The sequence below is a fragment of the Streptomyces sp. RG80 genome (genome assembly GCF_040446465.1).
GTDB lineage: Bacteria > Actinomycetota > Actinomycetes > Streptomycetales > Streptomycetaceae > Streptomyces.
On sequence record NZ_JBEAAJ010000001.1, the window covers coordinates 870473 to 896197 of the forward strand.

The window sequence follows — 25725 nt, forward strand, 5'->3', positions numbered from 1 at the left end:
ATGCAGGACGTCTCCTCTCTGGTGGCCCAGGCGAGGGAGGGCAGGCCACGTGCGGTGGCCCGGCTGATCTCCCTGGTGGAGGGGGCGTCCCCGCAGCTCAGGGAGGTCATGGCGGCGCTCGCCCCGCTCACGGGCAACGCGTACGTCGTGGGCCTGACCGGCTCGCCGGGCGTCGGCAAGTCGACGTCCACGTCCGCGCTGGTCACCGCGTACCGCAAACAGGGCAAGCGGGTCGGCGTCCTGGCCGTCGACCCGTCCTCGCCCTTCTCCGGCGGCGCCCTGCTGGGCGACCGGGTGCGCATGTCGGACCACGCCTCCGACCCCGGCGTCTACATCCGCTCGATGGCCACCCGCGGTCACCTCGGCGGCCTCGCCTGGTCGGCCCCGCAGGCGATCCGGGTCCTGGACGCGGCGGGCTGCGACGTGGTCCTCGTCGAGACCGTCGGCGTCGGTCAGTCCGAGGTCGAGATCGCCTCCCAGGCGGACACCTCCGTCGTGCTCCTCGCCCCGGGCATGGGCGACGGCATCCAGGCCGCCAAGGCCGGAATCCTGGAGATCGGCGACGTGTACGTCGTCAACAAGGCCGACCGGGACGGCGCCGACGCCACCGCACGTGAGCTCAACCACATGCTGGGCCTCGGCGAGTCCCGCGGCCCCGGCGACTGGCGCCCGCCGATCGTGAAGACGGTCGCCGCCCGGGCCGAGGGCATCGACGAGGTCGTCGAGGCGCTGGAGAAGCACCGCGCCTGGATGGAGGAGCGCGGAGTCCTCGCCGAACGCCGCCGCGCCCGCGCCGCCCGCGAGGTCGAGACCATCGCGGTCACCGCCCTGCGCGAACGCATCGGCGACCTGCACGGCGACCGACGACTGGACGCCCTGGCGGAGAGGATCGTCGCCGGCGAACTGGACCCCTACCGCGCGGCGGACGAACTGGTGACGGGGCTGACGCAGGGCTGACGCACGGCGCCACCGCCGGACGGGTCTGCTACGCCGTGCGGCTGCGGGTGGTTCGTGGCCGGTCGCGCCCACGCGGCGGAGCCGTACATCGATACGGCCTCACGCATCCCGCCCTGGTCAACTTTCGCGCGACCTTGGTACGTTGATCCGCATGTTCCTCCTCTTGGCATAGCGCACGCCCCGGACCGCGACCGGCTGACGGAAAGCCGCCGCGGCCCCTCGGCGTCCCTCGCTCATGCCTCCAGTAGAGGAACTTCTCCATGTCCGCGCCCTCGCGGCGGCCTTCGTACGCCGCCGTGCTCCGTGTCCCCCATGCCCGCCGCACCTTCCTGGCGGCCCTCCTCGGCCGGCTGTCCTACGGGACGGCCCCGCTCGCCCTGATGCTCGCCGTGACCCGGGCGACCGGGTCGTACGCCGTGGCCGGTGTCGTGATGGCGCTGTTCGGCGCCTTCGGCGTGCTGCTGTCGCCGTACCGGGCGGCACTCGTCGACCGGTACGGCCCCCGGCGGGCCCTGACCCCCATGGCCCTGCTCTACGCGGGCCTGCTGGCCGCCCTCGCGATGGTCAGCCGGCAGCCGGGCGCGTCCGCGGTGGTGCTCGGCGCGACCGCCGCCGTCACAGGCGCCTGTGCGCCCCCGCTCGGTCCCGCGATGCGCACGGTGTGGGGCGAACTCGTCGGTGACCGGCGGCTGTTGCAGCGTGCCTACAGCCTCGACGGCGTCGCCGAGGAACTCCTGTACGTCACCGGCCCGTTGCTGGTCGGCGTGGTGATCGGCGTCGCCTCGCCGACCGTAGGGGTCCTGCTGGGCGCGCTGCTCGTCTCCGCGGGCACCCTCGCCTTCGTCGGCTCGCCCGCGGTCGCGGCGGTACGTCCCGCCGGACGCCCCAAGTCCGGGCCGTCCACTGCCGGTTCACTGCCGCGTGGGCCGCTGGTCCAACCGGTGGTCGTCGTGGCGGGCCTGGGACTGTCGCTGGCCGCGCTCGATCTCCTGGTCGTCGCCTTCGCCGCGGCCCGGGACCAGGGCGACGACACCGTCGCCTGGGTCCTCGCGGCACTGGCCGCGGGCAGCGCGGTGGGCGGACTGCTCAACGGCGCCGTCGACTGGCGGCTGCCCGCCCGGCTCCGACTCCCGCTCCTCGCCGCCTGCCTGGGCCTCACCGTGGCCGCCGCGGGCCTGGCCCCCGGCACCGGGACCCTGGCCCTCGCGGCGGCCCTGACCGGCCTGTTCGTCGCCCCGACCCTGATCACGGCGTATCTGATCGCCGACGAGGCCGCCCCGCCGGGCTTCCGCACCCGGGCCGGTGCCTGGGTCAACACGGCGTTCAACGCCGGGAGTTCGACGGGAGCGGCGACGGCGGGGCTGCTGGTGGAGCGGCTGCCGCTGGGCGTGTGCTTCGCGGCGGCGGGGACGGTCGCACTGGCGGCGGCGCTGGTCGCTGCCCTGGCCGGGACACGGCGAGGCGGCCGTACGCCGGTGCGTACGACCGCCTCGCCCTCGTCGACCGAGGTGCGCCTGCTCTGACGTACGTCAGTCCTGGTCGTCGTCCGCGCGGCCGTCCGAGCGGTCCGCGGTGACCTTGGCGGTGTCCAGGCCGACGTGCCAGTCCTCGTCGGCCTGACCGGCACCGGCGCGGGTCTCCACGTCCCAGGCCCGCGAGGCGCCGTCGTCGTCGAGGTCCACGGACGTCACGGTGCCCTTGGCGGCGGCCGCCTCCGCAGCCTCCGCGGCCGTCACGGACGAACCCTTCAGGGCGGCCCGTACCTGGGCGGTGTCATCCTCCTGCTCGGTGTGCGAGCCGAGGACCTTGCCGGTGGCGGGGTCGATCAGGACGCTGTGCCAGGTGTCGCCGGCGCCCAGCACGTCGACGTTCCACACGACCTTGCCGTTGTCGTCCTCGTCGTCGAGGTCGGCGGAGACGGCGGTGCCCGGGGTGCTCTTCAGCGCGGCCGCGATCGCCTCGGCGGCGGAGACATCGCCCTTCGCGACCGCCGCACGGTCCTCGGCGTCGTCGTTGACGTCGTCCGCCCGGTCGTCGGCGTCGTCGGCCCGGTCGTCCGCCCTGTCGTCCGCGTCGTCGCGGTCGGCGACCACCTGCGTGCCGGCACCGCTCTGGCGCTGCGCCGCAGGCTCGTCGTCGCCCGCGGCGAAGGCCGCGACGGTGCCGCCGGCGGCCAGGGCGGCGGCGGTCAGGGTGGCGATGACGATGTTGCGCTTCATGAGGGTTCCTTCCCCTTGAGTCGTTTTCGCTCGGTTTCAGCGATTCGCTCGCTTTCGACGTCAACAAACATCGCCGACCGACGCTGAGGGGAAGCTGAAGTCACCTGAAGGGATCTTCAGCTTGGTTTTGCGAACCTTTACGCATGCGCCTGTTGATCGTGGAGGACGAGAAGCGGCTGGCCCTGTCGCTCGCGAAGGGTCTGACCGCCGAGGGATACGCCGTGGACGTGGTCCACGACGGCCGGGAGGGCCTGCACCGGGCCACCGAGGGGACGTACGACCTCGTGATCCTCGACATCATGTTGCCCGGGCTCAACGGCTACAAGGTCTGCGCCGCCCTGCGCGCCGCCGGCCACGACGTGCCGATCCTGATGCTCACCGCGAAGGACGGCGAGTACGACGAGGCGGAGGGCCTGGACACGGGCGCCGACGACTACCTCACCAAACCCTTCTCCTACGTCGTCCTCGTGGCTCGCGTGAAGGCGCTGCTGCGCCGCCGGGGCCAGGGCGGCGGCGCCTCGCCCGTGCTGACGTACGGCGACCTCAGGGTCGACACCGCTGCCCGCCGGGTCTTCCTCGCCGACGCCGAGGTGACGCTCACCGCGAAGGAGTTCGCGGTCCTGGAGCAGCTCGTCACCCGGGCCGGCGAGGTCGTCTCCAAGGCGCAGATCCTGGACCACGTCTGGGACTTCGCCTACGACGGCGACCCCAACATCGTCGAGGTCTACGTCAGCGCCCTCAGGCGCAAGCTGCGCTCCGGGCTCATCAAGACGGTCCGCGGCGCCGGATACCGGCTGGAGGCGGAACGATGAGAAGGCTCTTCGGGTCGGTCCGGGCCCGGGCGACCCTCGGCGCCACGCTCGTCGTCGCCGTGGCCCTGGTGGCGGCGGGGGCGGCGGTGCTGCTGTCGCTGCGGTCCAACCTGGTCGACCAGGCGGGCAACAAGGCGGAACGCGAGGCACAGAACGTCGCCTCCGAGCTCGCCGCCGGGACGGCGTACGGCCGCTTGGACCTGGGGGACGACGTGCCGGTCCAGGTCGTCGACGCGAACGGGACCCTGGTGGCGGTCAGCGAGGGCCTGGAGCGGATCAGCGGCACCGCCACCGACCAGGTCAAGGCGAAGACGCAGAGCGGCGGTACGGGTGGCACGGGCGGTACGTCCGAGGACGACTCCGACGACGACGCGGACGACGACACGGCCGCCCGGGAAGCCGCCGAGATCGGTGAGGCGGACTTCACCGACGGCACCGCGACGATCGGCGGCGAGAGCGCCGACTACCGGTTCGCCGCCGTTCCGGTGGAGACCGAGGACCGGGGTGAGCTGACCGTCTACGCCGGCGGTTCCCTGGACGCCGAGCAGGACGCCGTGGACACCGCGACCTCCGCCATGCTCGTCGGCTTCCCCCTGCTCCTCGCCGTCGTCGCCGCCGTCACCTGGCTGGTCACCCGCCGCGCCCTGCGCCCCGTCGAGGGCATCCGGCGTGAGATGGCCGCGATCACCGCCTCCGAGGACCTCGCGCGCCGGGTGCCGGAACCGGACACCCACGACGAGGTGGCCCGGCTCGCCCGCACCACCAACGAGACGCTGGCCGCGCTGGAGAGCTCGGTGGAGCGCCAGCGCCGCTTCGTCGCCGACGCCTCGCACGAACTGCGCAGCCCCATCGCCTCGCTCCGCACCCAGCTCGAAGTGGGCGCCGCCCACCCGGAGCTGCTGGATGTACCGGGCGCGGTCGAGGACACCGTACGGCTCCAGCGGCTCGCCGCCGACCTGCTGCTGCTCGCCCGCCTGGACGCGGGGGAGGGGCCCGGAGACAAGCGGCTCGACCTCGGTGAGGTGGCGCGGCGGGAGGCGCGGGGCCGGGACGGGGTGAGTGTCGAGGCGGCGGACGTGGAGGTGGCCGGATCCCGGAGCCAGCTGGAGCGGGTGATCGGCAACCTGCTCGACAACGCGCAGCGGCACGCCCGTTCGGCCATCGGCGTGAGCGTGCGGCGGGACGGGGCGTGGGCCGTGGTCGAGGTCGCCGACGACGGGGACGGGGTGGCCGTGGCCGACCGGGAGCGGATCTTCGAGCGGTTCGTACGGCTCGACGAGGCCCGCAGCCGCGACGACGGCGGTGCCGGGCTGGGGCTCGCCATCGCCAGGGACGTCGCCGCCCGCCACGGCGGCACGCTCACGGTCCGCGACGCACCGGCAGGCGGAGCCCTGTTCGAACTCCGCCTGCCGCTCGCCTAGGGCCTGTCGTCGGTGGTCAGGGGCGCCCGCGCTGCCCGCGCAGGTGCTCCGCGATCGGCTTGAGGGATTTGTCGAGCTCCGCCATCGAGTCGGGGTTCAGCAGGTCGATGAAGTGCCGCCGCACGGACGCCACGTGGTGTGGCGCGACCTTCTTCATCGTCTCCATGCCGTGCTCGGTGAGGACCGCGTACAGACCGCGGCGGTCCGACTCGCAGTTCTCCCGGCGCACCAGGTCCGCGTTCTCCATGCGCGTGATCTGGTGCGAGAGGCGGCTCTTGGACTGGAGGGTGGCGGACGCGAGGTCGCTCATCCGCATCCGTACGTCCTCCGACTCGGAGAGATTCACCAGGATCTCGTAGTCGTTCATTGTCAGGCCGAACGGCTGGAGGTCCCTCTCGAGCTGGTACGTCAACAGCCTGTTGACCTCCAGGTGGGTGCGCCAGGCGCACTGCTCCGCATCGGTCAGCCAGCGCGTGGCCGTCTCGGTCTCCATGAATGAAGTCTACCTAAGAAGTTGAAAGGCGAACTAGTGAGGGTTTTCCGGTGACGGCGCGCACACGTTCGACGTCACACTCCGCAGACTACCGCTCACAGCCCGAAGCGACGCTGGAGGTCTCCCAGCTGTCCGGGAAGGCGCGGTGTGCCCGCATGCTGTGAAGGGCCTGTGGAAGGTACCCCGGAACCAGGTACTCCGGCCTGCTGTGGAACCGCCCCTGTCGCCTGCTCCGCCATGAGCACCTCGGAGGACTGGAGCAGCACGGAGCCGGCCCCCACGAACTCGAACTGATGCTCCTCCCCGGATGCCCCGCCGAGGCCTGTCATCGCACGTAGACCGCCCATCAGGCCGGTCATGTAGCCGTGGTCGTAGTGATGGCACGGCGACGGGCAGTCGGCCCAGCCGACGAGCGCCTGCGGGTCCACCCGGATCGGGGGTTCCATGAACACCACCGGGCCGTTGGATGCCGCCACGAACTTTCCGGTTCCGATGAGGGTCAGAAAACCCGGCACGATCGATTGTTTGAGAGCAAGACTTGGCTGAAAAGCGAGCAGGTTGCCTGAGCGAATGGTCAGGTTGCCGTCTTCCAAGTCATACGAATTCACGTCGAAGGCCCGGTCGGCGAGGAGCATCTTGCCCGAGCCCTCGGCCACGACCCAGTCGCTCGCGTGCAGAGGCGAATGGAAGGACGTACGGACAAGCCGGTCCAGTCGCCCGTGTCCGATGCCGTTGAAGTCGATCGAGCCGTAGTAGGCGATCATCTTCCCCTTCTGCAGGAACCACTGGCTCCCCTTGAGCTCCACGCAGAAGGTGTAGTTGTTCACGTTGTCGTCGACGGGGAGCGTCGAGGGGTCGTGGACGGTGGGGCCCGGGCCCGGGTAGGTGCTCACAGCTTCTCCTCCGATGCCTGGACGAACACCACTCCGTTGCCGCTGAGCTCCAGCTGGAAGGCCTCGCCCGAGCCGCGGCCCACCATGTCGCGCCAGCCGAGCGCGGTGGACAGCTTGTTGCGGACGTCGCCGTGGTGGGCGACGTAGGCCTGGGGGTCGACATGGACCGGGCGCTGCGGGGTGACCGGGATCTCGATGACGCCGCCGTGCGCCATCACGGCGACCGAGCCGTGTCCCTTGAGGGTGGTGGTGAACAGCCCCTGACCGCTGACCTGGCCGCGGACCATGCCCATGACGCCGCCCTGCGAGCCCATGAACATCGTGCCCTGCTCCAGGGTGCCCTCGAAGGCGAGGAGGCGGTCCGCCTCGACGTACAGGGTGTCGCCCGAGAGGTTGATCACCTGGACGTGGTGGCCGCCGTGCCCGAACAGGACGGTGCCGCTGCCCTCGACGGTCATCAGCGGGGTGGCCTCATTGGCGACCCGGCGTCCGATCATCGACATGATCCCGCCCTGGCCGCCGGACATGTTGGGGGTGAAGGACACCTCGCCCCGGTAGGCGAGCATCGCCCCGCGCTGGCTGAACAGCCGCTGCCCGGGTACGACGGTCGCCTCGACCATCTTCGAGTTGAGTTCACGGAAGGCCATCTCACACATCCCCCGCGATCGTGTTCCGCTCGCTGGGCTGGACGTACACCAGGCCGTCCCCCTCGAAGCGGATCTGGAAGGCCTCACCGCCGCCCTCGCCCATGAGGGTGCGGAAGGTCACACCGGACTGGAAGGACTGCCGCAGATTCCCCTGGTGCGCGATGTACGCCCCCGGGTCCACGGTCAGCGGGTACTGCGGGCTGACCCGGAGCACCACGGCCGGCCCGTCCGAGGTGATGGCCGCCTGGCCGTGTCCCTCGACGGTGGTCGTGAACAGTCCGTTGCCCTGCGAGGCGCCCCGCAGGCCCGTGAAGGACGTGCCGGTGCGCAGGCCGCCGTCGGTCGCGAGCAGGTTGCTCGACTCGACGTACAGCTTGTCCCCCTGGAGACCCACGAGGTTGATCTCGGACGCGCGGTCCGCGAACCAGCAGGTCCCCTGCCCCCTCACCTCCATCACCGTCATCTGCTCACCGGTGATGCGCCGGGTCACCATCCCTCGGATGCCCTCACCGCCACCGCTGAGCTTCTTGAACGCCATCTGTCCGTCGTACGCGACCATCGAGCCGTTCTTCGCCTTCACGGCGTCCCCGGTCATCTCGACGGCGAGCACCTTGCTGCCCTGAAGTCGAAACATCGCCACGCTGCGACGGTAGCCCGCGGAAAGCACTTGCCGACAGAGCCCGTGGGTGGAGACCGACCCTGACCGCACCCCTAGGGGGTCAGTTCCGTGCCCCCGGGAGCCGGATGACGGCCTTCCCCGAGGTCAGGTCGATGGTGGAGCGTGGCGGTGCCCCGTCCTCCTCGTCGTCCCGCATCACCAGCGCGCTCTGCCGTTCCTCGAGCTCGTGCTGCTTGCCGGGGGAGAGGGCGGCGTGCAGCTGCTCGAAGCCGGTCGCCGAGATCTGCCCCTGCCGCCCGGCGTTGCGCCAGGGCAGCACTCCGGCGCGCCCGGCCCGCAGCAGCAGCTGGTCGACGAAGGCCAGCGCGGTGAGCACCACCACCAGCCCCGGCAGGGTGAGGAAGAAGAGAACCTGCACGCGCCCTCCTCGACGAGTCGACCACCGACCCCCCCACCCTGGTCCCACTCGGCCGTTTGCCACAATGGACAAACGTTTGTGCACGCATTCACAAAGCGTCGACGCCCCTCCACCGAAGGTGACCCGTGGACCTCAAGACCGCCAGCGCCCTCCGCCGCCTCCGCCTCGTCTCCGCCCCCGAGGCGGTCTCGTTCATCCTCCTGCTCGTCTGCTCGGTCCTGAAGCGGACCACGGACTTCAACGCGGTGCCCGTGATGGGCATGGTCCACGGCGTGCTCTTCATCCTGTACGTGATCTTCTGGGCCGACGCCTGGAACCGCACGAAGTGGCCCGTCGGCACCGCCGCCCTCTACTTCGTCCTCTCCGTCCTGCCCACCGGCGGCTTCTTCGCCGAGCGCAAGCTCAAGCGGGAGGCCGAGAACGCGGTCATCGCCTCGCGTGCCCGCCAGGAGCAGGCGGTGAAGACGTCGTGATCGTCGCCTTCTCCGTGACCCCGCTCGGGGTCGGCGAGGAAGTGGGGGAGTACGTCGCCGACGCCGTCCGTGTCGTCCGCGAGTCGGGCCTGCCGAACCGCACCGACGCGATGTTCACCTCGATCGAGGGCGACTGGGACGAGGTGATGGCCGTCGTGAAGCGTGCCGTCGCCGCGGTCGAGGAGCGCGCCCCGCGCGTGTCCCTGGTGCTCAAGGCGGACATCCGCCCCGGCGTGACGGACGGACTGACCTCCAAGGTCGCGACGGTGGAGCGACACCTCGCCGAGTAGCCCACGGTCCCCGATCGCGACTGGCCCACGGCCTCCGATCAACACGGCGAACCCCGGTCCCGCGCGGACCGGGGTTTTCTCGCACCCGGTATTTGAGCGATCGCTCAAAGAGGTGTACCGTCCAGCCCACAAGATTTGAGCAGTCGCTCAAAAGTCCAGTTCGCAGGGGGACTCGCATGGGGCTGTACATCGAGGCACGGATCCGAGCCGACCTGGACGACCTCTGGGCCCGCACCCAGGAACCGTCCCGGCACCAGCGCTGGGACCTCCGCTTCACCGAGATCGACTTCCTCCCGCGCACCACGGACGAGCCACAGCACTTCCGCTACGCGACCCGTGTCCTGCCCGGCCTCACGATCGCCGGCACCGGCATCTCGGCCGGCGAGAAGGAGCGCCCCGACGGCACCCGCACCTCCGCCCTGCGCTTCAGCTCCCCGCACCCGCTCTCCCTCCTCGCCGAGGGCAGCGGCTACTGGCGCTACATCCCCGACGGCGACGGAGTCCGCTTCCTCACCGGCTACGACTACCGCCCCCGCTGGGGAGCCTTCGGAGCCCTCGCCGACCGCCTGGTCCTGCGCCCCCTGATGGGCTGGGCCACGGCCTGGTCCTTCGACCGCCTGCGCCTGTGGCTGGAGTACGGCATCACCCCGGAGCGGGCCCGCCGGAACTGGCTCCTGGAACTCCTGACCCGCACCCTGATCCTGGCAGCCACCGGCGCGGGCCTGTGGACGCAGTCCGTACTGCCCGCCTTCGGCCCCCTGGCCGTGCCGATGGCGTTCTGCTGGCCCCTGTTCCTGACGGTCGCGTTCTTCGCGACCCTCTTCGCGACCCTCTTCGCGTCACCCCTGCCCTGCACCCCCGCGGCCCGCCGCTGTCTGCGCGAGGCGCCCACCCGGGCCCGAGCCCCCCGCCTCCTGCGCACCCTGGAGACCCCGCGATGACCTCGATCTTCCGCACCGTCATGGGCCCGGCCTTCGACGACCTCCACCCCCAGCTCCAGCGCCGCTTCTCCGTCGGCCTGGCGAGCGGCGAGGCCTGCACGGGCCGCGGGGTCATGGACCGCGTCTGGCACGGCGGCGCCTTCGTCAAGCCGTTCCTCGCCCTCGGCGCCACCCGCAACATCCTGGTCCCGCGCACCGGCCGTAACGTCCCCTTCGTCATCGAGAACGTGCCGTACACCGACACCCACGGCCGTGAGACGGTGAGCTTCGTGCGCACCTTCCACCTCCCCGGCCGCCCCCGGCGCTTCGACGCCCAGATGGTCCTCGGCCCCCAGGGCGACCGGATCCTCGACTACCTCGGCACCCACCAGCACCTGGCCAGCGACCTGCACCCGCACGCCGAGCCCGACGGCTCCCTCCTGATCCGCTCCGGCGAACACCGCTTCCGGGAGGGCGTGGTGGACGTGCGCGTACCGGAGCTGATCGGGGCGACGGCGGAGGTCCGGGAGTCCTACGACGACGAGACGGACCGCTTCCGCATCCAGGTCAGGGTCGTCAACAAGCGCTTCGGTCCCCTCTTCGGCTACGAGGGCACCTTCGAGGCGACGTACACGAACATCCGCGCCTGCGGAGTCCGGCCCGGTCTGCGCCCGGTCCGCGAGGAGTCCCGCGCATGAGCCCCGAGACACCGAAGTCCCTGGAGACGAAGACCAAACTCCTCGAAGGTGCCCTGCGCACCCTCGTCGACCAGGGCATCGCGAAGACCTCGGCCCGCACGATCGCCTCGGCGGCGGGCGTCAACCAGGCGCTGGTCTTCTACCACTTCGGCTCGGTCGACGAACTCCTCGCGGCGGCCTGCCGTTACGGCGCGGAACAGGCGGTCTCCCGCTACCGCCCCCGCTTCGACGAGGTGGGCTCCCTCTCCGAACTCCTCGTCGTGGGCAGGCAGATCCACGAAGAGGAACGCTCCGGCGGCCATGTCGCCCTCCTCGGCCAGCTCCTGGCGGGCGCCCAGACCCACCCGAGCCTCGCCGCGGCGACGGCGGCGGGCCTGGAATCCTGGATCACCGAGATCGAGAAGGTCCTCAGAAGGGTCCTGGCCGACACCCCCTTCGAGGAGTTCACCGACCCGGCGGGCCTCGCCAGGGCGGTCGCCGCGTCCTTCGTGGGCATCGAGCTCTACGAGGGCGTCGACATGCCCGGCGCGACGGCGGCCCTGGACGCCCTGGAGCAACTGGGCGTCCTGGTGGCCGCGTTGGAAGAGCTCGGCCCGGTCGCACAGCGCGCGGTACGCCACCACCTGCGGCGCACCAGCCGCCGTTGACGAAGGCAACCCCGACCCGAGAGGACACCGTGCCCACCGAAAGCCTGTACGAGACCCTGGACGACCGCTTCCGAACCGGAGGCTGCACCAACGGCGACAGCAGGCTGGAGGTGCTCCACACCGACTCCCGCTGGGCCGAGGGCCCCCTGTACATCCCGGCCTGGCGCCAGCTGATCTGGAGCGACATCCCCAACGACCGCATCCTGCGCTGGGACGAGGCCACCGGCACCACCGGCGTCTTCCGCACCCCGGCCGGCCACAGCAACGGCAACACCCTCGACCGTCAGGGCCGCCTGATCACCTGCGAACAGGGCAACCGCCGAGTCACCCGCACCGAACCCGACGGCACGATCACGGTCCTGGCGGACCGGTACGCCGGCAAGAAGCTCAACAGCCCCAACGACTCCGTCGTACGCTCCGACGGCACGATCTGGTTCTCCGACCCGGACTTCGGCATCCTCAGCGACTACGAGGGCCACCGCGCCGAGTCCGAGATCGGCGCGTGCAACCTCTACCGCATCGACCCGGTCACCACCGAGGTCCACCTGGCCGCCGAGGGCTTCGACGGCCCCAACGGCGTGATCCTCTCCCCGGACGAGACACACCTCTACATCTCGGACTCCAGGGCAGCCCGCATCCACGTGTACGAGGTCCAGCCAGACGGCACCCTCACGTCCGGCAAGGTCTTCGCCGAGGCCAGAAAGGGCGTCCATTTCGACAACATCCGCTTCGACGACCAGGGCCGCCTCTGGGCAGCAGCCCTGGACGACGGAGTGCACTGCTACGCCAAGGACGGCACCCTGATCGGCAGGCTGAGGATCCCCGAACGGGTAGCGAACATCACTTTCGGCGGCCCCAGGAACAACCGCATGTTCATCACGGCATCGACGACCCTCTACTCCCTGATGATGTCGGTCACAGGCGCCCCACGCCTGTAGGAAGGGAAGCACCCACGGCGCCGCACTGGCGCAACGGCGGGAAGGGGACGTACCGGGGGGTGTCCGCCCGCAGCGTCGGGCGTCCAACCGACAGCACAGCCCAGACGAAACGGTGTCGCCCGACCGAGGACGGACACCCCCCGGTGCGGCACCGACTCACAACGCACCGAAGTGCGCGACGCGAACCCCCACGCACAGGCCACGGGCCGCCGCAGGCATCCACCCACGACCGAAAGGCATCCCACCCACCTGGACCCCCCCAGTTCGACACGCCCGAGAATCTCCACTTGTGTGTCGTTATCGGCACGTTCGATCACTGGAGGGCGCTGTGCGGCCGGAGGGCTACGACTACGACACCCACAGCCGACTGGCCGGGCCGCTCACCGAGCCCCCCGCCGCGAACTACCGGGTGCAGTACACCTCGCTCCTGGCAGGCGAGCCCCACCGAATACGCGCCATCCTCCTGATGACCCTCGCGCCCCTCCTCACCGGCGCCCTCCTGGTCTACCTCGTCTGGCCCACCCACTGGGTGGAGCGCGAGGGCGGCGACCAGTGGATGGTCGGCCTCGACATCACGATGCTCATAGCCATCGGCCTCATCGAACTGTTCATGGTCGTCAACGTCGCCTCCGTGGCCCACGCCACCCTCGTAGCCCGCGACCCCGTCCCCGTCACCCCCGAGCCCGGCGTCCGCGTCGCCTTCCTCACGACGTACGTCCCCGACAAGGAACCACTGGAGATGGTCCGGGCCACCCTCGAAGGCGCGACGAGGATCACCCACACCGGCCCCCTCGACGTCTGGCTCCTGGATGAGGGCGACGACGACCGGGCGAAGGCCCTCTGCGCCGAACTCGGCGTCCGCCACTTCACCCGCAACGGCGTCCCGGAGTGGAACAGACCCAAGGGCGTCCACAAGGCCCGCACCAAGCACGGCAACTACAACGCCTGGATCGCCATGCACGGCGACGACTACGACCTCTTCGCCTCGGTCGACACCGACCACGTCCCGCTCCCCAACTTCCTGGAGCGCATGACGGGCTACTTCCGAGACCCGGACGTCGCCTTCGTCGTGGGCCCGCAGGTGTACGGCAACTACCACAACCCCGTCACCAAGGCGGCCGAGTCCCAGCAGTTCCTCTTCCACGCCCTGATCCAGCGGGCCGGCAACCGCTACCGCTCACCGATGTTCGTCGGCACCAACAACGTCGTACGGATCTCGGCCGTCAAACAGATCGGCGGCCTGTACGACTCGATCACCGAGGACATGGCCACCGGCTTCGAACTGCACCGGCACCGCAACCCCGGGACGAGGCACCACTGGCGCAGCGTCTACACCCCCGACGTGCTGGCCGTGGGCGAGGGCCCGGCTTCCTGGACGGACTTCTTCACCCAGCAGATGCGCTGGTCGCGCGGCACGTACGAGACCCTTTTCAAGCAGTACTGGAAGGCCCCGTTCACGATGCCCCCGGGCCGCCTCTTCTCGTACACGCTGATGCTCGTCTACTACCCGATGACGGCCGTCAACTGGTTCCTCGGCATTCTGAGCTGCGTCCTCTTCCTCTGGTTCGGCGCGTCCGGCACCCAGGTCGCCGCATCGGTCTGGCTGATGCTCTACAGCGACGCGGCGGCCCTCCAGATCGGCCTCTACCTGTGGAACCGCCGGCACAACGTGTCTCCCCACGAGCCCCAGGGCTCCGGCGGTCTCGCGGGCATGGCGATGTCGGCCCTGTCGGCCCCCATCTACCTGAAGTCCTTCGGCGAGGCCCTCGTCCGCCGCCCCAGCCGCTTCGTCGTGACACCGAAGGGCTGCGACGCCAGTCCCGACCGGCTGCTGACCTTCCGTATCCACCTCTTCTGGGCGGCGCTTCTCGCGGCCTCGCTGGTCGCGTCGGTCGTCCTGGACCACACGCATGTGGCGATGCGCACCTGGGCGGTGCTGGCGATGGCGATATCGCTGGCCCCGGTAGCGGTGTGGCTGGCCACGCGGCTGAGGGAGCGCCAGGCGCACCGCTCCACAGCGACCGCCACCGCCACCGCTCCCCGCCCCGTCGACGGCACCGAGCCCGCCCTCGCCACCACCTCCAGCACCACGACAGGAGGCAACTAGGTCATGGCCTACCAGCCGTCCCAGCGCACCAAGAAGACCGTTCTCGGCATCGGCGGCATCGCGATCCTCGTCGGACTGAACGCCCCGGCCGCGCTCGACTTCGTCGGCGACAAGTACCACGCGTACAAGATCGCCCAGCCCGGGTACAAGGCGAAGTACGGGAGTTGGAGCCGGGTCGACATCCCGGCGGAGTACCGCACCAACGCCATCCACGCGGCGCTCCTGCACACCGGCAAGGTCCTCATCGTCGCGGGCTCCGGCAACGAGCAGAAGAAATTCGACGAGGGTTCCTTCGACACGATCCTCTGGGATCCCACCGCCGACACCTTCAAGAAGATCCCCACGCCGGACGATTTCTTCTGCTCGGGCCACGCCCAACTCCCGGACGGCAGACTGCTGGTGGCCGGCGGCACGGCCCGCTACGAGCTCCTCGACGGCGAGATCGACCGGGCCGGCGGCGGTATGCGGATCAAGAACGAGAACCCCGACAAGCCGGTGTTCCTGAAGAAGGGCACCCGCTTCCGCTCGCCGGCCGGCGTGGAGTACGTCAGCCGGTTCGACGTGACCGTCCCGAAGGCGAAGAAGGCCTTCAAGGTCACCTACAACGCCCGCGGCGTGATGCAGCCCTGGCAGACGAAGGTGACGGCCGCCGAGGCGCGCGTCTTCGTGGAGGCCGTGGAGAAGGGGCCGATGTCCATCACCGAGAAGCAGGCCCAGTACGAGGTGGTGGGCCTGTCCGGCAAGGACGCGGACAACACGTACGGACTGTCGGAGAAGATCACCTTCGACAAGCAGGACTTCCAAGGCATCCGCGCCGCCTACGAGTTCGACCCGGTCGCCGAGAAGTACATCCCGGTCGACCCGATGGACAAGGCCCGCTGGTACCCGACCCTGGTCGGCCTCGACGACGGCCGGGTCCTGGCGGTCTCCGGCCTGGACGACGTGGGGGTGATCGACCCGGGTGACAACGAGATCTACGACCCGAAGACCAAGAAGTGGTCACGCGGGCCGAAGCGCTACTTCCCGACCTATCCCGCGCTCTTCCTCACCAAGGGCGGCAAGCTCTTCTACCCGGCCTCCAACGCCGGTTACGGGCCTGCCGAGATGGGCCGCGAGCCGGGCCTGTGGGATCTGAAGACGAACACCTTCGAGAAGGTGCCGGGCCTGCGCGACGCCGACGAGACGGAGACCTCCGCCTCGCTCCTGTTGCCGCCCGCGCAGGACCAGAAGGTGATGATCCTCGGCGGCGGAGGCGTCGGCGAGTCCAGGAAGTCGACCCCGCGCACGGCCGTCGTCGACCTGAAGAAGGACAACCCCGTCTTCGAGGACGGCCCCAACCTCCCGCAGGGCACGCGGTATCTGAACAGCGTGATCATGCCGGACGACACGGTGTTCACCGCCAACGGCTCCGAGGACTACCGCGGCCGCAGCTCCAGCAACATCCTCAAGGCGCAGTTCTACGACCCGAAGGGCAACGTCTTCCACGAGGCGGCGTCCCCGACGGTCGGCCGCAACTACCACTCCGAGGCGCTGCTGCTGCCCGACGGAAGGGTCGCCACCTTCGGCTCCGACCCGCTCTTCGACGACCGGCAGAACACCAAGCTCGGCCACTTCGAGCAGCGTATGGAGATCTTCACGCCGCCCGCCCTGCACCGCAACGGCGACGACCGCCCCGTACTGAAGGACGGGCCGCGCGAGCTCGACCAGAACCACCGCGTCACCTTCCGCACCGAGCACGCGGACCGGATCGCCGAGGCCCGGCTGATGCGGCCCAGCGCGGTGACGCACACGACGGACGTCGAGCAGCGTTCCATCGAGCTCGGCATCACGAAGAACGCGAACGCCGTGACGCTCGACGTGCCGAAGGACCCGACCCTGGTGCCGCCCGGCTGGTACATGCTGTTCGTGACGGACGCGGACGGCACGCCGTCGCGGGCGCACTGGATCCAGGTGAAGTAGCCGACTACCCGGCCGAGTTGCCCGCCAGCGCCAGCGCGTACTCCGGCCACCACTGCCCGGCGTCCGGGCCGCCCTCGCAGGTGCCGTCCGACTCGCCGGGCCGCTTGATCCACAGGTAGGCGTCCAGGGCGGCCTCGCCGGTGTCCGTGGTCGGCGGGGTGCCCAGCGCCCGGCCGGGCGGGTTGCACCAGACTCCCGGCAGCGGTCCGTTGCCGTTGCGGCTGCTGTCGATGACGAAGTGCTTGCCGTCGAGGGCCTTGGAGAGGTCACGGCCGTACTTCTTGGTGACGGCGTCGGTCTGGAAGTTGGAGACGTTCAGCGAGAAGCCGTCGGCCTTCGCGACGCCCGCCCGCTTCAGCGGCTCGACCAGCTTCCCGGGCTGCCGGATCCAGGACGGGTTGCCCGCGTCCAGGTACACCTTGGTGTGCGGCTGCTGCTTGAGCCGGTCGATGGCCTCGCCCAGCAACTGCTCGCGTTCGGCGTGGTATTCACCCGGAGTGCAGCCGTCCACGACGTGCGCGACCGCGTCGGGTTCGAGGACGACGAGGGCCTTGGCGTCACCGAGCGCCTCGGCGAACTTCCCGATCCACGCCCGGTAGGTGTCCGCGTCCGCCGCCCCGCCCGCGGAGTGCTGGCCGCAGTCCCGGTGCGGGATGTTGTAGGCGACGAACAGTGCCGTACGGTTCTCCGCCGTGGCCGACGCGCTGGCCGCCCGGACGGTCGGACCCGGGTCGACCTCCCCGGCCGGCCACAGCGCGGCCGGCCGGTCCGCGATCTTCCGGAGCAGTGCCGCGTCCCGGGTACGGCCCTCCCGCCGCCAGAGCTCGATCTGCTGGGCGGCGGAGCTGCCCGGATCCACCCAGAACGGCGACGCCGGGTCCGGGCCGGTCTGTCTGCTGGCCGCGCCGGCGACGGAGGCCTCGTCGACGTCGGACGCGGACGTGCAGCCGGCCGCGAGCCCGAGCGCCGCGAGCACCACGGGGACCGCGAGGGTGTGGGTCAGCCGGGACATGCTGCTCCCTTGCGCGAGGGGGTGACCTGAGTGGGGTGTTTAGGACGATTTATACGTTTGGTCACCCATCGTCACATGGATCACATGTCCGATCCCGGTGCGACACCGGGCCCCGACGCCAGGGCGATCCCCAGTGGCGTCCGCTCGTACAGCACCTGATGGCCGTAGCGCCGCGCGGTCAGCAGTCCCGACTCCCGCAGGACGGTCAGATGCGCGGAGACCGACGAGGGCGCGAGTCCTAGCCGGTGGGCGAGGGCGGTCGTGGTGGCGGGTTCGTCGAGCGCGGCGAGCACGGCGGCCCGGCCCCTCCCCAACAGCCGTGGAAGCGAGTCGGGCGTACGGTCGTCGGGCTCGGCCCACAGTCCTCCGATGCCGCGCGCCGGATACGCGAGGGTCGGCTGCCAGGGCGGGTCGTAGGTGCTGACCACGTCCGGCCAGATGAAGACGCTGGGCATCAGCACCAGCCCCGTCCCCTCCAGTCGCCGCTCGTGCTCGCCACGGTGCTCGACGGTCAGCGTCCCGGCGTCCCAGCCGAACCGCCGGCTGATCTCCGGCAGCAGCCCGCCGAGCCCCACCTCCGCCAGCCGCCGCGAGTGGAAGGCGACGTCCGCCTCCAGCAGGGCGCGCAGCCGGGGCCAGTCCGGTGCGACGAGAGTGCGCCAGACCTCCTCCACCGCGTCGGACAACTCCCGGACCATACGCACCGGATCACGCATCCAGGCCCGTCCGTGCGCCGACTCCAGCGCGCCCGGCGTGCACGCGAGCGACTTCTCGGTGTCCTCGCGGGCCGCCCGGGGATCGCTCGCCCGCACGGCCGCGATCTCCTCCTCGAAGGTGGCCGCGGGCCCGATCGGGGGCGGCCCCAGCCAGTCCGGGGAGTGCCCGCGCCGGGGCATGAGCAGCCACAGCGGCGTGAGATCGAGACCGGCCGCGGCGCTACGGACCCGGCGCAGCCAGGGCGCGTGATAGCCGTGCCGGTCGGGCCGCTTGAGGGTGCGCACGACCTCCTGCGTCTCCCAGAGCGGGGAGATCGCGAAACGGCACCGGAGAAAGTCGTCCTCACCGAAGTGCAGTCGCGAAGGCATGGGGATCGCCCTTTCCCGGGAAGATTCGGCTGTGGCCGAAACTCTAGGCCGGAGCCACCCCGCTCGGCACGCTGCTTCCCATGACGGACATGGACACCGACACGGACACCCTGGCCCCGGCCCCGCCGCCCACCGGCTACGCCCGCGTCTTCGCCGTACGGGAGTTCCGCGCGGTCTTCGTGGCGCACCTGCTCTCCCTGCTGGGCGTGGTGGTCAGCGAGATCGCGCTCTCGGTCCTCGTCTACGACCTGACCGGCTCACCCCTGCTGAGCGCGCTGGCGTTCGCGCTCGGTTTCCTGCCGTACGTCGTCGGCGGCACCCTGCTCGCCGGGATCGCCGACCGCTTCCCGGCCCGGCGGGTGCTGGTCGTGTGCGACCTGGTGTGCGCGGTGTGCGTGCTGCCGATGGCGGCGCCCGGGGCGGGGATCGCCTTGCTGCTGGCCCTGCGGTGCTGTGTGGCGGTGGTGGCGCCGGTGTTCCAGGGGACGCGGATGGCGACGCTCGCCGACATCCTCGGGGACGGGGACCTGTTCGTACTGGGCCGTTCACTGCTGCGGATCGTGTCGCAGAGCGCGCTGCTGGTGGGGTACGGCCTGGGCGGCCTGCTCCTGACGGCCGTCTCGCCGCGGCACGCGCTGCTGATCACGGTGGGCACGTTCTGCGCGTCGGCCGTGCTGCTGCGCTTCGGGACGGTACGGCGGCCGGCGCGGGCGGGGAGCGATACGGCCCTGGTGACGGAGTCGCTGAGGGGCGCGAGGAAGGTGCTGGCGAACCGCCGGGTCCGGGTGCTGCTGCTTCTCTTCTGGGTGCCGCCGATGTTCTCGGTGGTGCCGGAGGCGCTGGCGGCGCCGTACGCGGACGATCTCGGCGCGGGTTCGGTGGGTCTGGGGCTGCTGATGTGCGCCCTGCCGGTGGGCACGATCGCGGGTGAGCTGTGGGCGGGCGCGCGGCTACGGCCCTCCGCGCGGGAACGGATCGCGCTGCCGCTCGTGTGCCTGACGCTGCTGCCGTACGTCGCCTATGTGCTGCGGCCCGGTCTGGCGGTGTCCCTGCTGCTTCTGCTGCTGTCGGGTGCGGGGTCGGCGTACACGCTGGGCCTTGACCAGTGGTTCGTGCGGGCGGTGCCGGAGGAGCTTCGGGGCCGGGCGATGACGTTGCTGACGGCCGGGCTGATGACGATCCAGGGCGTGGGGATGGCACTGGCGGGGGTGGCGGCGGAGTTCGCGGGGGTCGCGTGGACCGTTACGGGGGCGGGGCTGGTGGGGACGGCGGCCTGTGTGGCGCTGGCCGTGGCGGCCCGTCGGACCGAATGACAAGACGGGGCTGACCAGCATGTGACCGGCCGGTAAGGTCTGGTTCCGTGCCGAAGCCCCTCAGTCTTCCCTTCGATCCCATCGCCCGCGCCGACGAACTCTGGAAGCGGCGCTGGGGAAACGTCCCGTCGATGGCCGCGATCACCTCGATCATGCGCGCCCACCAGATCCTCCTCGCCGAGGTCGACGCGGTGGTCAAGCCGTACGGACTGACCTTCGCGCGCTACGAGGCCCTGGTCCTGCTCACCTTCTCCAAGGCCGGTGAGCTGACCATGTCCAAGATCGGCGAACGGCTGATGGTCCATCCCACGTCGGTCACGAACACGGTCGACCGTCTGGTGAAGTCCGGCCTCGTCGACAAGAAACCCAACCCCAACGACGGGCGCGGCACGCTCGCCGTCATCACCGACAAGGGCCGTGACGTCGTCGAATCCGCCACCCGGGACCTCATGGCCATGGACTTCGGCCTCGGCGTCTACGACGCGGAGGAATGCGCCGAACTCTTCGCGATGCTGCGCCCCCTGCGGGTGGCGGCCCACGACTTCGACGAGGACTGAGACCGCGGGCCGTGCAGTGTCACTTCGCCACGAAGTGACAGGTCAGGCCGCCGCGGTCTTGGGGGCGGGGTCGTCGCTCACCAGAGGGGTGACCTCACGGGTGACCTTGCGCTCGACGAAGAAGGCGGCGGTCGGGACCGTGCCGGCGAGGAGTACCCAGGCGAGGCGGCCGAGCGGCATCTTCGCCTTGCTGCCCAGGTCGAAGGCGAAGATCAGGTAGAGAAGGTACAGCCAGCCGTGGGCGATGCCGATCACGGAGACGAAACCGTCGAAGCCGTCCATGTCCAGCAGCCGCTTCCCGATCACGCCGATCGTCAGCAGGATGAGCAGGACGGCGGTGACGTAGGCCATCACCCGGTAGCGGGTCAGGACGCTCTTCTTCATGCCGTCGAGAGTAACGGGTGGGGTGCCGTCGACATTTACTAGGACGTCCTAGTAAATTTGAAGCATGGACGCTGACGCCATCGAAGAGGGCCGCCGACGGTGGCAGGCCCGGTACGACGCCTCGCGTAAGCGGGAGGCTGATTTCAGCACGCTTTCCGGGGACGCCGTGGAGCCGGTGTACGGGCCCCGGGAGGGGGACCGGTACGAGGGGTTCGAGCGGATCGGGTGGCCGGGGGAGTATCCGTACACCCGCGGGCTCTACGCGACCGGGTACCGGGGGCGTACGTGGACCATTCGGCAGTTCGCCGGGTTCGGGAACGCCGAGCAGACCAACGAGCGCTACAAGATGATCCTCGGGAACGGGGGCGGTGGGCTCTCCGTCGCCTTCGACATGCCCACGCTCATGGGGCGGGACTCCGACGATCCGCGCTCGCTCGGGGAGGTCGGGCACTGCGGGGTCGCCATCGACTCCGCCGCCGACATGGAGGTGCTGTTCAAGGACATTCCCCTCGGGGACGTCACGACCTCCATGACCATCAGCGGGCCCGCCGTTCCGGTCTTCTGCATGTATCTCGTCGCCGCCGAGCGGCAGGGGGTCGATCCGGGGGTGCTCAACGGCACGCTCCAGACCGACATCTTCAAGGAGTACATCGCCCAGAAGGAGTGGCTCTTCCAGCCCGAGCCCCATCTGCGGCTCATCGGCGACCTCATGGAGTACTGCGCGGCCGGTATTCCCGCGTACAAGCCGCTCTCCGTCTCCGGGTACCACATCCGGGAAGCGGGATCGACGGCCGCCCAGGAGCTCGCCTACACGCTCGCCGACGGGTTCGGGTACGTCGAGCTGGGGCTCAGCCGCGGGCTCGACGTGGATGTCTTCGCCCCCGGGCTCTCCTTCTTCTTCGACGCCCACGTCGATTTCTTCGAGGAGATCGCCAAGTTCCGTGCCGCGCGCAGGATCTGGGCGCGGTGGATGCGGGACGTGTACGGGGCGCGGAGCGAGAAGGCGCAGTGGCTGCGGTTCCACACCCAGACCGCCGGCGTCTCGCTGACCGCCCAGCAGCCCTACAACAACGTCGTCCGCACCGCCGTCGAGGCACTCGCCGCCGTGCTCGGCGGCACCAACTCCCTGCACACCAACGCCCTCGACGAGACCCTCGCGCTGCCGAGCGAGCAGGCCGCCGAGATCGCCCTGCGGACCCAGCAGGTGCTCATGGAGGAGACCGGGGTCGCCAACGTGGCCGACCCGCTGGGTGGTTCGTGGTACGTCGAGCAGCTCACCGACCGTATCGAGGCCGACGCCGAGAAGATCTTCGAGCAGATCAGGGAGCGGGGGCTGCGGGCGCATCCCGATGGGCGGCACCCCATCGGGCCCATCACCTCCGGCATCCTGCGCGGGATCGAGGACGGCTGGTTCACCGGCGAGATCGCCGAGTCCGCGTTCCAGTACCAACGCGCCCTGGAGAAGGGCGACAAGAGGGTCGTGGGCGTCAACGTCCACCACGGTTCCGTCACCGGCGACCTGGAGATCCTGCGCGTCAGCCACGAGGTGGAGCGCGAGCAGGTACGGGCGCTGGCGGCCAGGAAGGGCGCGCGGGACGAGGGTGCGGTGCGCACCGCGCTCGACGCGATGCTCGCGGCCGCGCGCGACGGCGGCAACATGATCGAGCCGATGCTGGACGCCGTACGCGCCGAGGCCACGCTGGGCGAGATCTGCGGGGTGCTGCGCGACGAGTGGGGCGTCTACACGGAACCCGCCGGGTTCTGACCGCCGGAGAGTCCGAGGAGCAGGACGCGGGCGAAGCCGCGCACCCACTCCTCGTCCGCCGGTTGCGCGCTGACCAGGGTGCGGTGCACCACCGTGCCGGCGACCATGTCGAAGATGAGGTCGACGGTGCGGGCGGCTTCCCCCGGATCTGATTCCGGGGGGAGTTCGCCGCGCGCCTCGGCGCGGGCGCGGCCCTCCAGGACGAGCCGCTTCTGGCGTTCGACGATCGAGGAGCGGATGCGCTCGCGCAGGGCGTCGTCGTGGATCGACTCGGCCACGACCGACATCAGGCCGCTCTTGGCCTCCGGGCGGGCCAGGATCGCGGCGTACTGAAGGACCACGCCCTCGATGTCGGCGGCCAGGGTGCCGCAGTCGGGGAGTTCGAGCTCGTCGAAGAGCTCCGCCACCGCGTCGACGACCAGTTCGTTCTTGCCCGCCCAGCGACGGTAGATGGTGGTCTTCGCGACCCCCGCCCGCACCGCCACGTCCGCCAGCGTGAGCCTGGACCAGCCCAGCTCCACCAGGGCCTCCCGCGTCGCCCCGAGGATCGCGGCGTCCGCGGCGGCGCTGCGGGGGCGTCCGGTGGCCCGTGGGGCGGGAGTGCGGCTCTGCATCCCACGACCATAACCGGCGGTTCCTGTGCGGCCGTGAGGGAGATCACCGGGTTCTGGTACCGCGGAGGCACCCGGTGCCATTACGCTACGACTCGTAGCGAAACCACTGGCGTGGGGTGGGGACCCGACGCACAGCTTGACCAGCTTTCACAACGCTTTTCACCTACACGCGCGGACGGGGGAGGATAGACGCATGCAGCCACGGAACATGTCCATGAGCGGAGTCGTCGACCTCGCCGCGGTGAAGGCGGCCCAGGAGGCCAAGTCGAAGGCGGAGCAGGCGCGCGCCGAAGCCGCCCGGCAGGGCGGCGGCACCGGAGCCGTCTCCCCGGCCGATCTCGTCATCGACGTCGACGAGGCCGGGTTCGAGCGGGAAGTCCTGCAGCGCTCCACCGAGGTGCCCGTCGTCATCGACTTCTGGGCCGAGTGGTGCGAGCCCTGCAAGCAGCTGAGCCCGATCCTCGAGCAGCTCGTCGTCGAGTACAACGGACGCCTTCTCCTCGCCAAGATCGACGTCGACGCCAACCAGATGCTGATGCAGCAGTTCGGCGTACAGGGCATCCCGGCGGTGTTCGCGGTCGTCGCCGGACAGGCGCTGCCGCTCTTCCAGGGCGCCGCCGGCAAGGAGCAGATCCAGCAGACCCTGGACCAGCTGGTGCAGGTCGCCGAGCAGCGCTTCGGGCTCACCGGGATCGTGGTGGACCCGGACGCCGAGCCCGGTGCCGCGCAGGCCGCCGCTCCGGCGATGCCGGCCGGGCCCCATGACGCGCTTCTCGAGGCCGCCGTACAGGCCCTGGACGCGGGGGACTTCGGCGGCGCGGTGCAGGCGTACAAGAACGTACTGAGCGACGACCCGGGCAACACGGAGGCCAAACTCGGCCTCGCCCAGGCCGAGTTGCTCCAGCGGGTGCAGGGCCTGGACCCGCAGCGGGTCCGTCAGGACGCCGCCGAGAAGCCCTCCGACGTACCGGCGCAGGTCGCCGCGGCCGACCTGGATCTGGTGGGCGGGCATGTCGAGGACGCCTTCGGGCGGCTCATCGAGACCGTGCGCCGCACGTTCGGTGACGACCGGGATGCCGTACGTGTACGGCTGTTGGAGCTCTTCGAGGTCGTCGGGTCCGACGATCCGCGGGTGGTCACGGCGCGCCGGGCGCTGGCGCGGGCACTGTTCTAGAGGGGGCGTCGCGAGCGGGGCGGGAGCCCCGTTCTGACCAGTCCCTAAACACCCGGGCATGTGGTGCCCGAGTGAAAGATTTGGCGCTGAGACGCCACTGCGGCCGCGCTTTACCAAATCTTGGTAATCGCGGCCGCTGTTACTGCAAGTAAGTTTTGGGCGTTGGTCTGTCGGGTTCTGTCCGATCATCAACGACTTTGTCGCCCCCCTCCGGGCCACCCTCAGTCGTCGGCCGAGACCAGCGGGTCGTTGTTCGGTTATCCCGCCGTTACTACCGAGTAACGAAGCCCCTTGTGCGGGCGGCGAGAATGCACCACGATCGGCGACGCTCGGTCCATTCCCGTACCCCGACAGCCGGTCGGGCCCGCGGGAACTCTTGGGTCCCCACCGAGCAGAGCCGGCGGCAGTGGCGCCGGCTCTTGGACAGGGGGGTCTTCGCCTTCCGGCGAAGCCTGTCCAGCAAGGTTGTGCGTGATGTGCGTCAGGCGCGACCAGTGGTTGTCGCTCGGGGGTGATCGCCGGTGATCGGTGCGCGGTTCGCGCCTCCGAGTGCGGGCGCTCCCCTTCCCGAGGACGTAGCACTTCTCCCATCCCTGCCCGGCTGAGCCGTCATGTTCGACAGGGGCAGTCAGGGTCAGGAGATGTACGTCCGAGAAGGAGGAAATATGGAGTCCCAGGTGCGTGGCGGGACCAGATGGAAGCGGTTCGCCGTCGTGATGGTGCCCAGCGTGGCCGCCACGGCCGCGATAGGTGTCGCCCTCGCGCAGGGCGCTCTCGCCGCGTCGTTCAGTGTGTCGGGCCAGTCGTTCAAGGTGACGGCGGACAAGCTCGTGGGTACGGGCTTCTCCCAGTACGGCGCCCTTGACTCGGGGTACACCCTCGACGGCAAGAAGACGGCTCACCCCGTCGCGGTCTCGGCGTTCAAGTCGGCCTCGATCACCGGCATGTGCCAGTCCGTGGTCACGCCGAACATCCCGATCCTCGGTTCCGTCAGCCTGATCCTGAAGGCGGGCGGCGGCGGTACTCCCGTCCAGGCCGAGAACCTGTACATCGACGTCGAGGAACTCGAGGCGAACGCGACCTTCGAGAACATCGACATCGGTGTTGCCGCCAAGGACGCCAGCAAGGGTCCGGGCATGAAGGGCGGCAACGAGCAGGCCAACCCCTTCGGGTTCGCCCAGCAGGCCGACAAGGCCACGCTGACCGACGTGAAGCAGACGGCGTGGGCGACCACCGCCGGAACCTTCAAGCTCAGCGGCCTGAAGATGTCGCTGTCGTCAGGTGTCAAGGAGTGCTACTAAGCACTCGCT

At 70.3% G+C, this 25725-nt stretch carries 27 protein-coding genes; 17 read left to right on the plus strand and 10 right to left on the minus strand.

Translation table 11 applies throughout. The features are described 5' to 3' along the window. Together meaB and ABKA17_RS04055 are read left to right on the plus strand one after the other, a co-directional pair. Window positions 1–957: a methylmalonyl Co-A mutase-associated GTPase MeaB gene (gene meaB / locus ABKA17_RS04050; RefSeq protein ID WP_353690408.1), complete on the plus strand. Its 957-nt coding sequence runs from the start codon at window positions 1–3 to the stop codon at window positions 955–957. A gap of 260 nt (window positions 958–1217) precedes the next feature. Next, complete coding sequence (locus ABKA17_RS04055; protein WP_353690409.1) at window positions 1218–2480, plus strand: MFS transporter; 1263 nt, start codon at window positions 1218–1220, stop codon at window positions 2478–2480. 6 nt (window positions 2481–2486) lie between these two features. On the opposite strand, the gene ABKA17_RS04060 is transcribed toward ABKA17_RS04055, so the two are convergent. Beyond that, entirely contained in the window at window positions 2487–3176 is a 690-nt protein-coding gene (locus tag ABKA17_RS04060) for a PepSY domain-containing protein (RefSeq protein WP_353690410.1), read from the minus strand. Window positions 3177–3319: 143 nt separating this feature from the next. On the opposite strand from ABKA17_RS04060, the gene ABKA17_RS04065 reads away from it, so the two are divergent. Continuing rightward, complete coding sequence (locus tag ABKA17_RS04065) at window positions 3320–3988, plus strand: response regulator transcription factor (RefSeq protein ID WP_353690411.1); 669 nt, start codon at window positions 3320–3322, stop codon at window positions 3986–3988. Next, a complete protein-coding gene (locus ABKA17_RS04070; protein ID WP_353690412.1) occupies window positions 3985–5409 on the plus strand; it encodes a sensor histidine kinase in 1425 nt (474 codons plus the stop codon). Before ABKA17_RS04065 ends, ABKA17_RS04070 begins: the two co-directional genes overlap by 4 nt. A gap of 16 nt (window positions 5410–5425) precedes the next feature. On the opposite strand, the gene ABKA17_RS04075 is transcribed toward ABKA17_RS04070, so the two are convergent. The 5 genes from ABKA17_RS04075 to ABKA17_RS04095 form a co-directional block, all read right to left on the minus strand. Continuing rightward, window positions 5426–5902 carry a MarR family winged helix-turn-helix transcriptional regulator gene (locus ABKA17_RS04075; protein WP_353690413.1) on the minus strand — a complete coding sequence of 159 codons (477 nt, stop codon included), beginning with the start codon at window positions 5900–5902 and terminating at the stop codon, window positions 5426–5428. 95 nt (window positions 5903–5997) lie between these two features. Then, window positions 5998–6795, minus strand: coding sequence for an AIM24 family protein (locus tag ABKA17_RS04080; protein ID WP_353690414.1), 798 nt, complete (start codon window positions 6793–6795; stop codon window positions 5998–6000). Further along, window positions 6792–7442 (minus strand): AIM24 family protein, encoded by a 651-nt coding sequence (locus ABKA17_RS04085; protein ID WP_353690415.1) that lies wholly within the window; start codon window positions 7440–7442, stop codon window positions 6792–6794. The genes ABKA17_RS04080 and ABKA17_RS04085 overlap by 4 nt, the downstream gene beginning before the upstream one ends. Window position 7443: 1 nt before the next feature. Further along, window positions 7444–8076, minus strand: coding sequence for an AIM24 family protein (locus tag ABKA17_RS04090; protein ID WP_353690768.1), 633 nt, complete (start codon window positions 8074–8076; stop codon window positions 7444–7446). 85 nt (window positions 8077–8161) lie between these two features. After that, on the minus strand, window positions 8162–8479 hold the full coding sequence (locus ABKA17_RS04095) for a DUF6191 domain-containing protein (protein WP_353690416.1): 318 nt from the start codon (window positions 8477–8479) through the stop codon (window positions 8162–8164). A 125-nt stretch (window positions 8480–8604) separates the two neighbouring features. On the opposite strand from ABKA17_RS04095, the gene ABKA17_RS04100 reads away from it, so the two are divergent. The 8 genes from ABKA17_RS04100 to glxA all read left to right on the plus strand — a co-directional run bounded on the left by ABKA17_RS04100 (window position 8605) and on the right by glxA (window position 16511). Beyond that, window positions 8605–8952: a DUF3817 domain-containing protein gene (locus ABKA17_RS04100; RefSeq protein WP_353690417.1), complete on the plus strand. Its 348-nt coding sequence runs from the start codon at window positions 8605–8607 to the stop codon at window positions 8950–8952. After that, window positions 8949–9242: an MTH1187 family thiamine-binding protein gene (locus tag ABKA17_RS04105; RefSeq protein ID WP_353690418.1), complete on the plus strand. Its 294-nt coding sequence runs from the start codon at window positions 8949–8951 to the stop codon at window positions 9240–9242. The genes ABKA17_RS04100 and ABKA17_RS04105 overlap by 4 nt, the downstream gene beginning before the upstream one ends. Window positions 9243–9418: 176 nt before the next feature. Further along, on the plus strand, window positions 9419–10183 hold the full coding sequence (locus tag ABKA17_RS04110) for a hypothetical protein (RefSeq protein WP_353690419.1): 765 nt from the start codon (window positions 9419–9421) through the stop codon (window positions 10181–10183). Next, window positions 10180–10860: a DUF4166 domain-containing protein gene (locus ABKA17_RS04115; protein WP_353690420.1), complete on the plus strand. Its 681-nt coding sequence runs from the start codon at window positions 10180–10182 to the stop codon at window positions 10858–10860. The genes ABKA17_RS04110 and ABKA17_RS04115 overlap by 4 nt, the downstream gene beginning before the upstream one ends. Beyond that, on the plus strand, window positions 10857–11507 hold the full coding sequence (locus ABKA17_RS04120; protein ID WP_353690421.1) for a TetR/AcrR family transcriptional regulator: 651 nt from the start codon (window positions 10857–10859) through the stop codon (window positions 11505–11507). Before ABKA17_RS04115 ends, ABKA17_RS04120 begins: the two co-directional genes overlap by 4 nt. A 29-nt stretch (window positions 11508–11536) precedes the next feature. Beyond that, window positions 11537–12445, plus strand: a complete 909-nt coding sequence (locus tag ABKA17_RS04125; protein ID WP_353690422.1) for an SMP-30/gluconolactonase/LRE family protein — start codon at window positions 11537–11539, stop codon at window positions 12443–12445. A gap of 328 nt (window positions 12446–12773) precedes the next feature. Continuing rightward, window positions 12774–14552, plus strand: a complete 1779-nt coding sequence (locus ABKA17_RS04130; RefSeq protein WP_353690423.1) for a glycosyltransferase family 2 protein — start codon at window positions 12774–12776, stop codon at window positions 14550–14552. A gap of 3 nt (window positions 14553–14555) precedes the next feature. Then, window positions 14556–16511, plus strand: coding sequence for a radical copper oxidase GlxA (glxA, locus tag ABKA17_RS04135; protein WP_353690424.1), 1956 nt, complete (start codon window positions 14556–14558; stop codon window positions 16509–16511). Between the two features lie 4 nt (window positions 16512–16515). On the opposite strand, the gene ABKA17_RS04140 is transcribed toward glxA, so the two are convergent. Then, window positions 16516–17523: a glycoside hydrolase family 6 protein gene (locus ABKA17_RS04140; RefSeq protein ID WP_353690425.1), complete on the minus strand. Its 1008-nt coding sequence runs from the start codon at window positions 17521–17523 to the stop codon at window positions 16516–16518. 80 nt (window positions 17524–17603) lie between these two features. Further along, complete coding sequence (locus ABKA17_RS04145) at window positions 17604–18608, minus strand: ArsR/SmtB family transcription factor (protein WP_353690426.1); 1005 nt, start codon at window positions 18606–18608, stop codon at window positions 17604–17606. An 80-nt stretch (window positions 18609–18688) separates the two neighbouring features. On the opposite strand from ABKA17_RS04145, the gene ABKA17_RS04150 reads away from it, so the two are divergent. Both ABKA17_RS04150 and ABKA17_RS04155 read left to right on the plus strand, forming a co-directional pair. Then, a complete protein-coding gene (locus ABKA17_RS04150; RefSeq protein WP_502994123.1) occupies window positions 18689–19921 on the plus strand; it encodes an MFS transporter in 1233 nt (410 codons plus the stop codon). A 47-nt stretch (window positions 19922–19968) separates the two neighbouring features. Continuing rightward, entirely contained in the window at window positions 19969–20478 is a 510-nt protein-coding gene (locus ABKA17_RS04155; RefSeq protein ID WP_353690427.1) for a MarR family winged helix-turn-helix transcriptional regulator, read from the plus strand. Window positions 20479–20520: 42 nt separating this feature from the next. Here ABKA17_RS04155 and ABKA17_RS04160 read toward each other — a convergent pair whose 3' ends face one another. Beyond that, complete coding sequence (locus tag ABKA17_RS04160; protein WP_353690428.1) at window positions 20521–20862, minus strand: DUF3817 domain-containing protein; 342 nt, start codon at window positions 20860–20862, stop codon at window positions 20521–20523. A 64-nt stretch (window positions 20863–20926) separates the two neighbouring features. Here ABKA17_RS04160 and icmA point away from each other — a divergent pair, with 64 nt between their 5' ends. Next, window positions 20927–22627, plus strand: a complete 1701-nt coding sequence (icmA, locus tag ABKA17_RS04165; RefSeq protein ID WP_353690429.1) for a coenzyme B12-dependent isobutyryl-CoA mutase large subunit — start codon at window positions 20927–20929, stop codon at window positions 22625–22627. Here icmA and ABKA17_RS04170 read toward each other — a convergent pair. Continuing rightward, window positions 22603–23241: a TetR/AcrR family transcriptional regulator gene (locus ABKA17_RS04170; protein ID WP_353690430.1), complete on the minus strand. Its 639-nt coding sequence runs from the start codon at window positions 23239–23241 to the stop codon at window positions 22603–22605. The genes icmA and ABKA17_RS04170 overlap by 25 nt on opposite strands. A gap of 193 nt (window positions 23242–23434) precedes the next feature. Between ABKA17_RS04170 and ABKA17_RS04175 the strand changes: the two genes are divergently transcribed. Beyond that, the gene (locus tag ABKA17_RS04175; RefSeq protein ID WP_353690431.1) at window positions 23435–24415 is read left to right on the plus strand and encodes a tetratricopeptide repeat protein; all 981 of its coding nucleotides are present in this window, start codon (window positions 23435–23437) and stop codon (window positions 24413–24415) included. Between the two features lie 665 nt (window positions 24416–25080). Continuing rightward, window positions 25081–25716, plus strand: coding sequence for a DUF6230 family protein (locus ABKA17_RS04180; protein ID WP_353690432.1), 636 nt, complete (start codon window positions 25081–25083; stop codon window positions 25714–25716). Window positions 25717–25725: the final 9 nt, after the last annotated feature.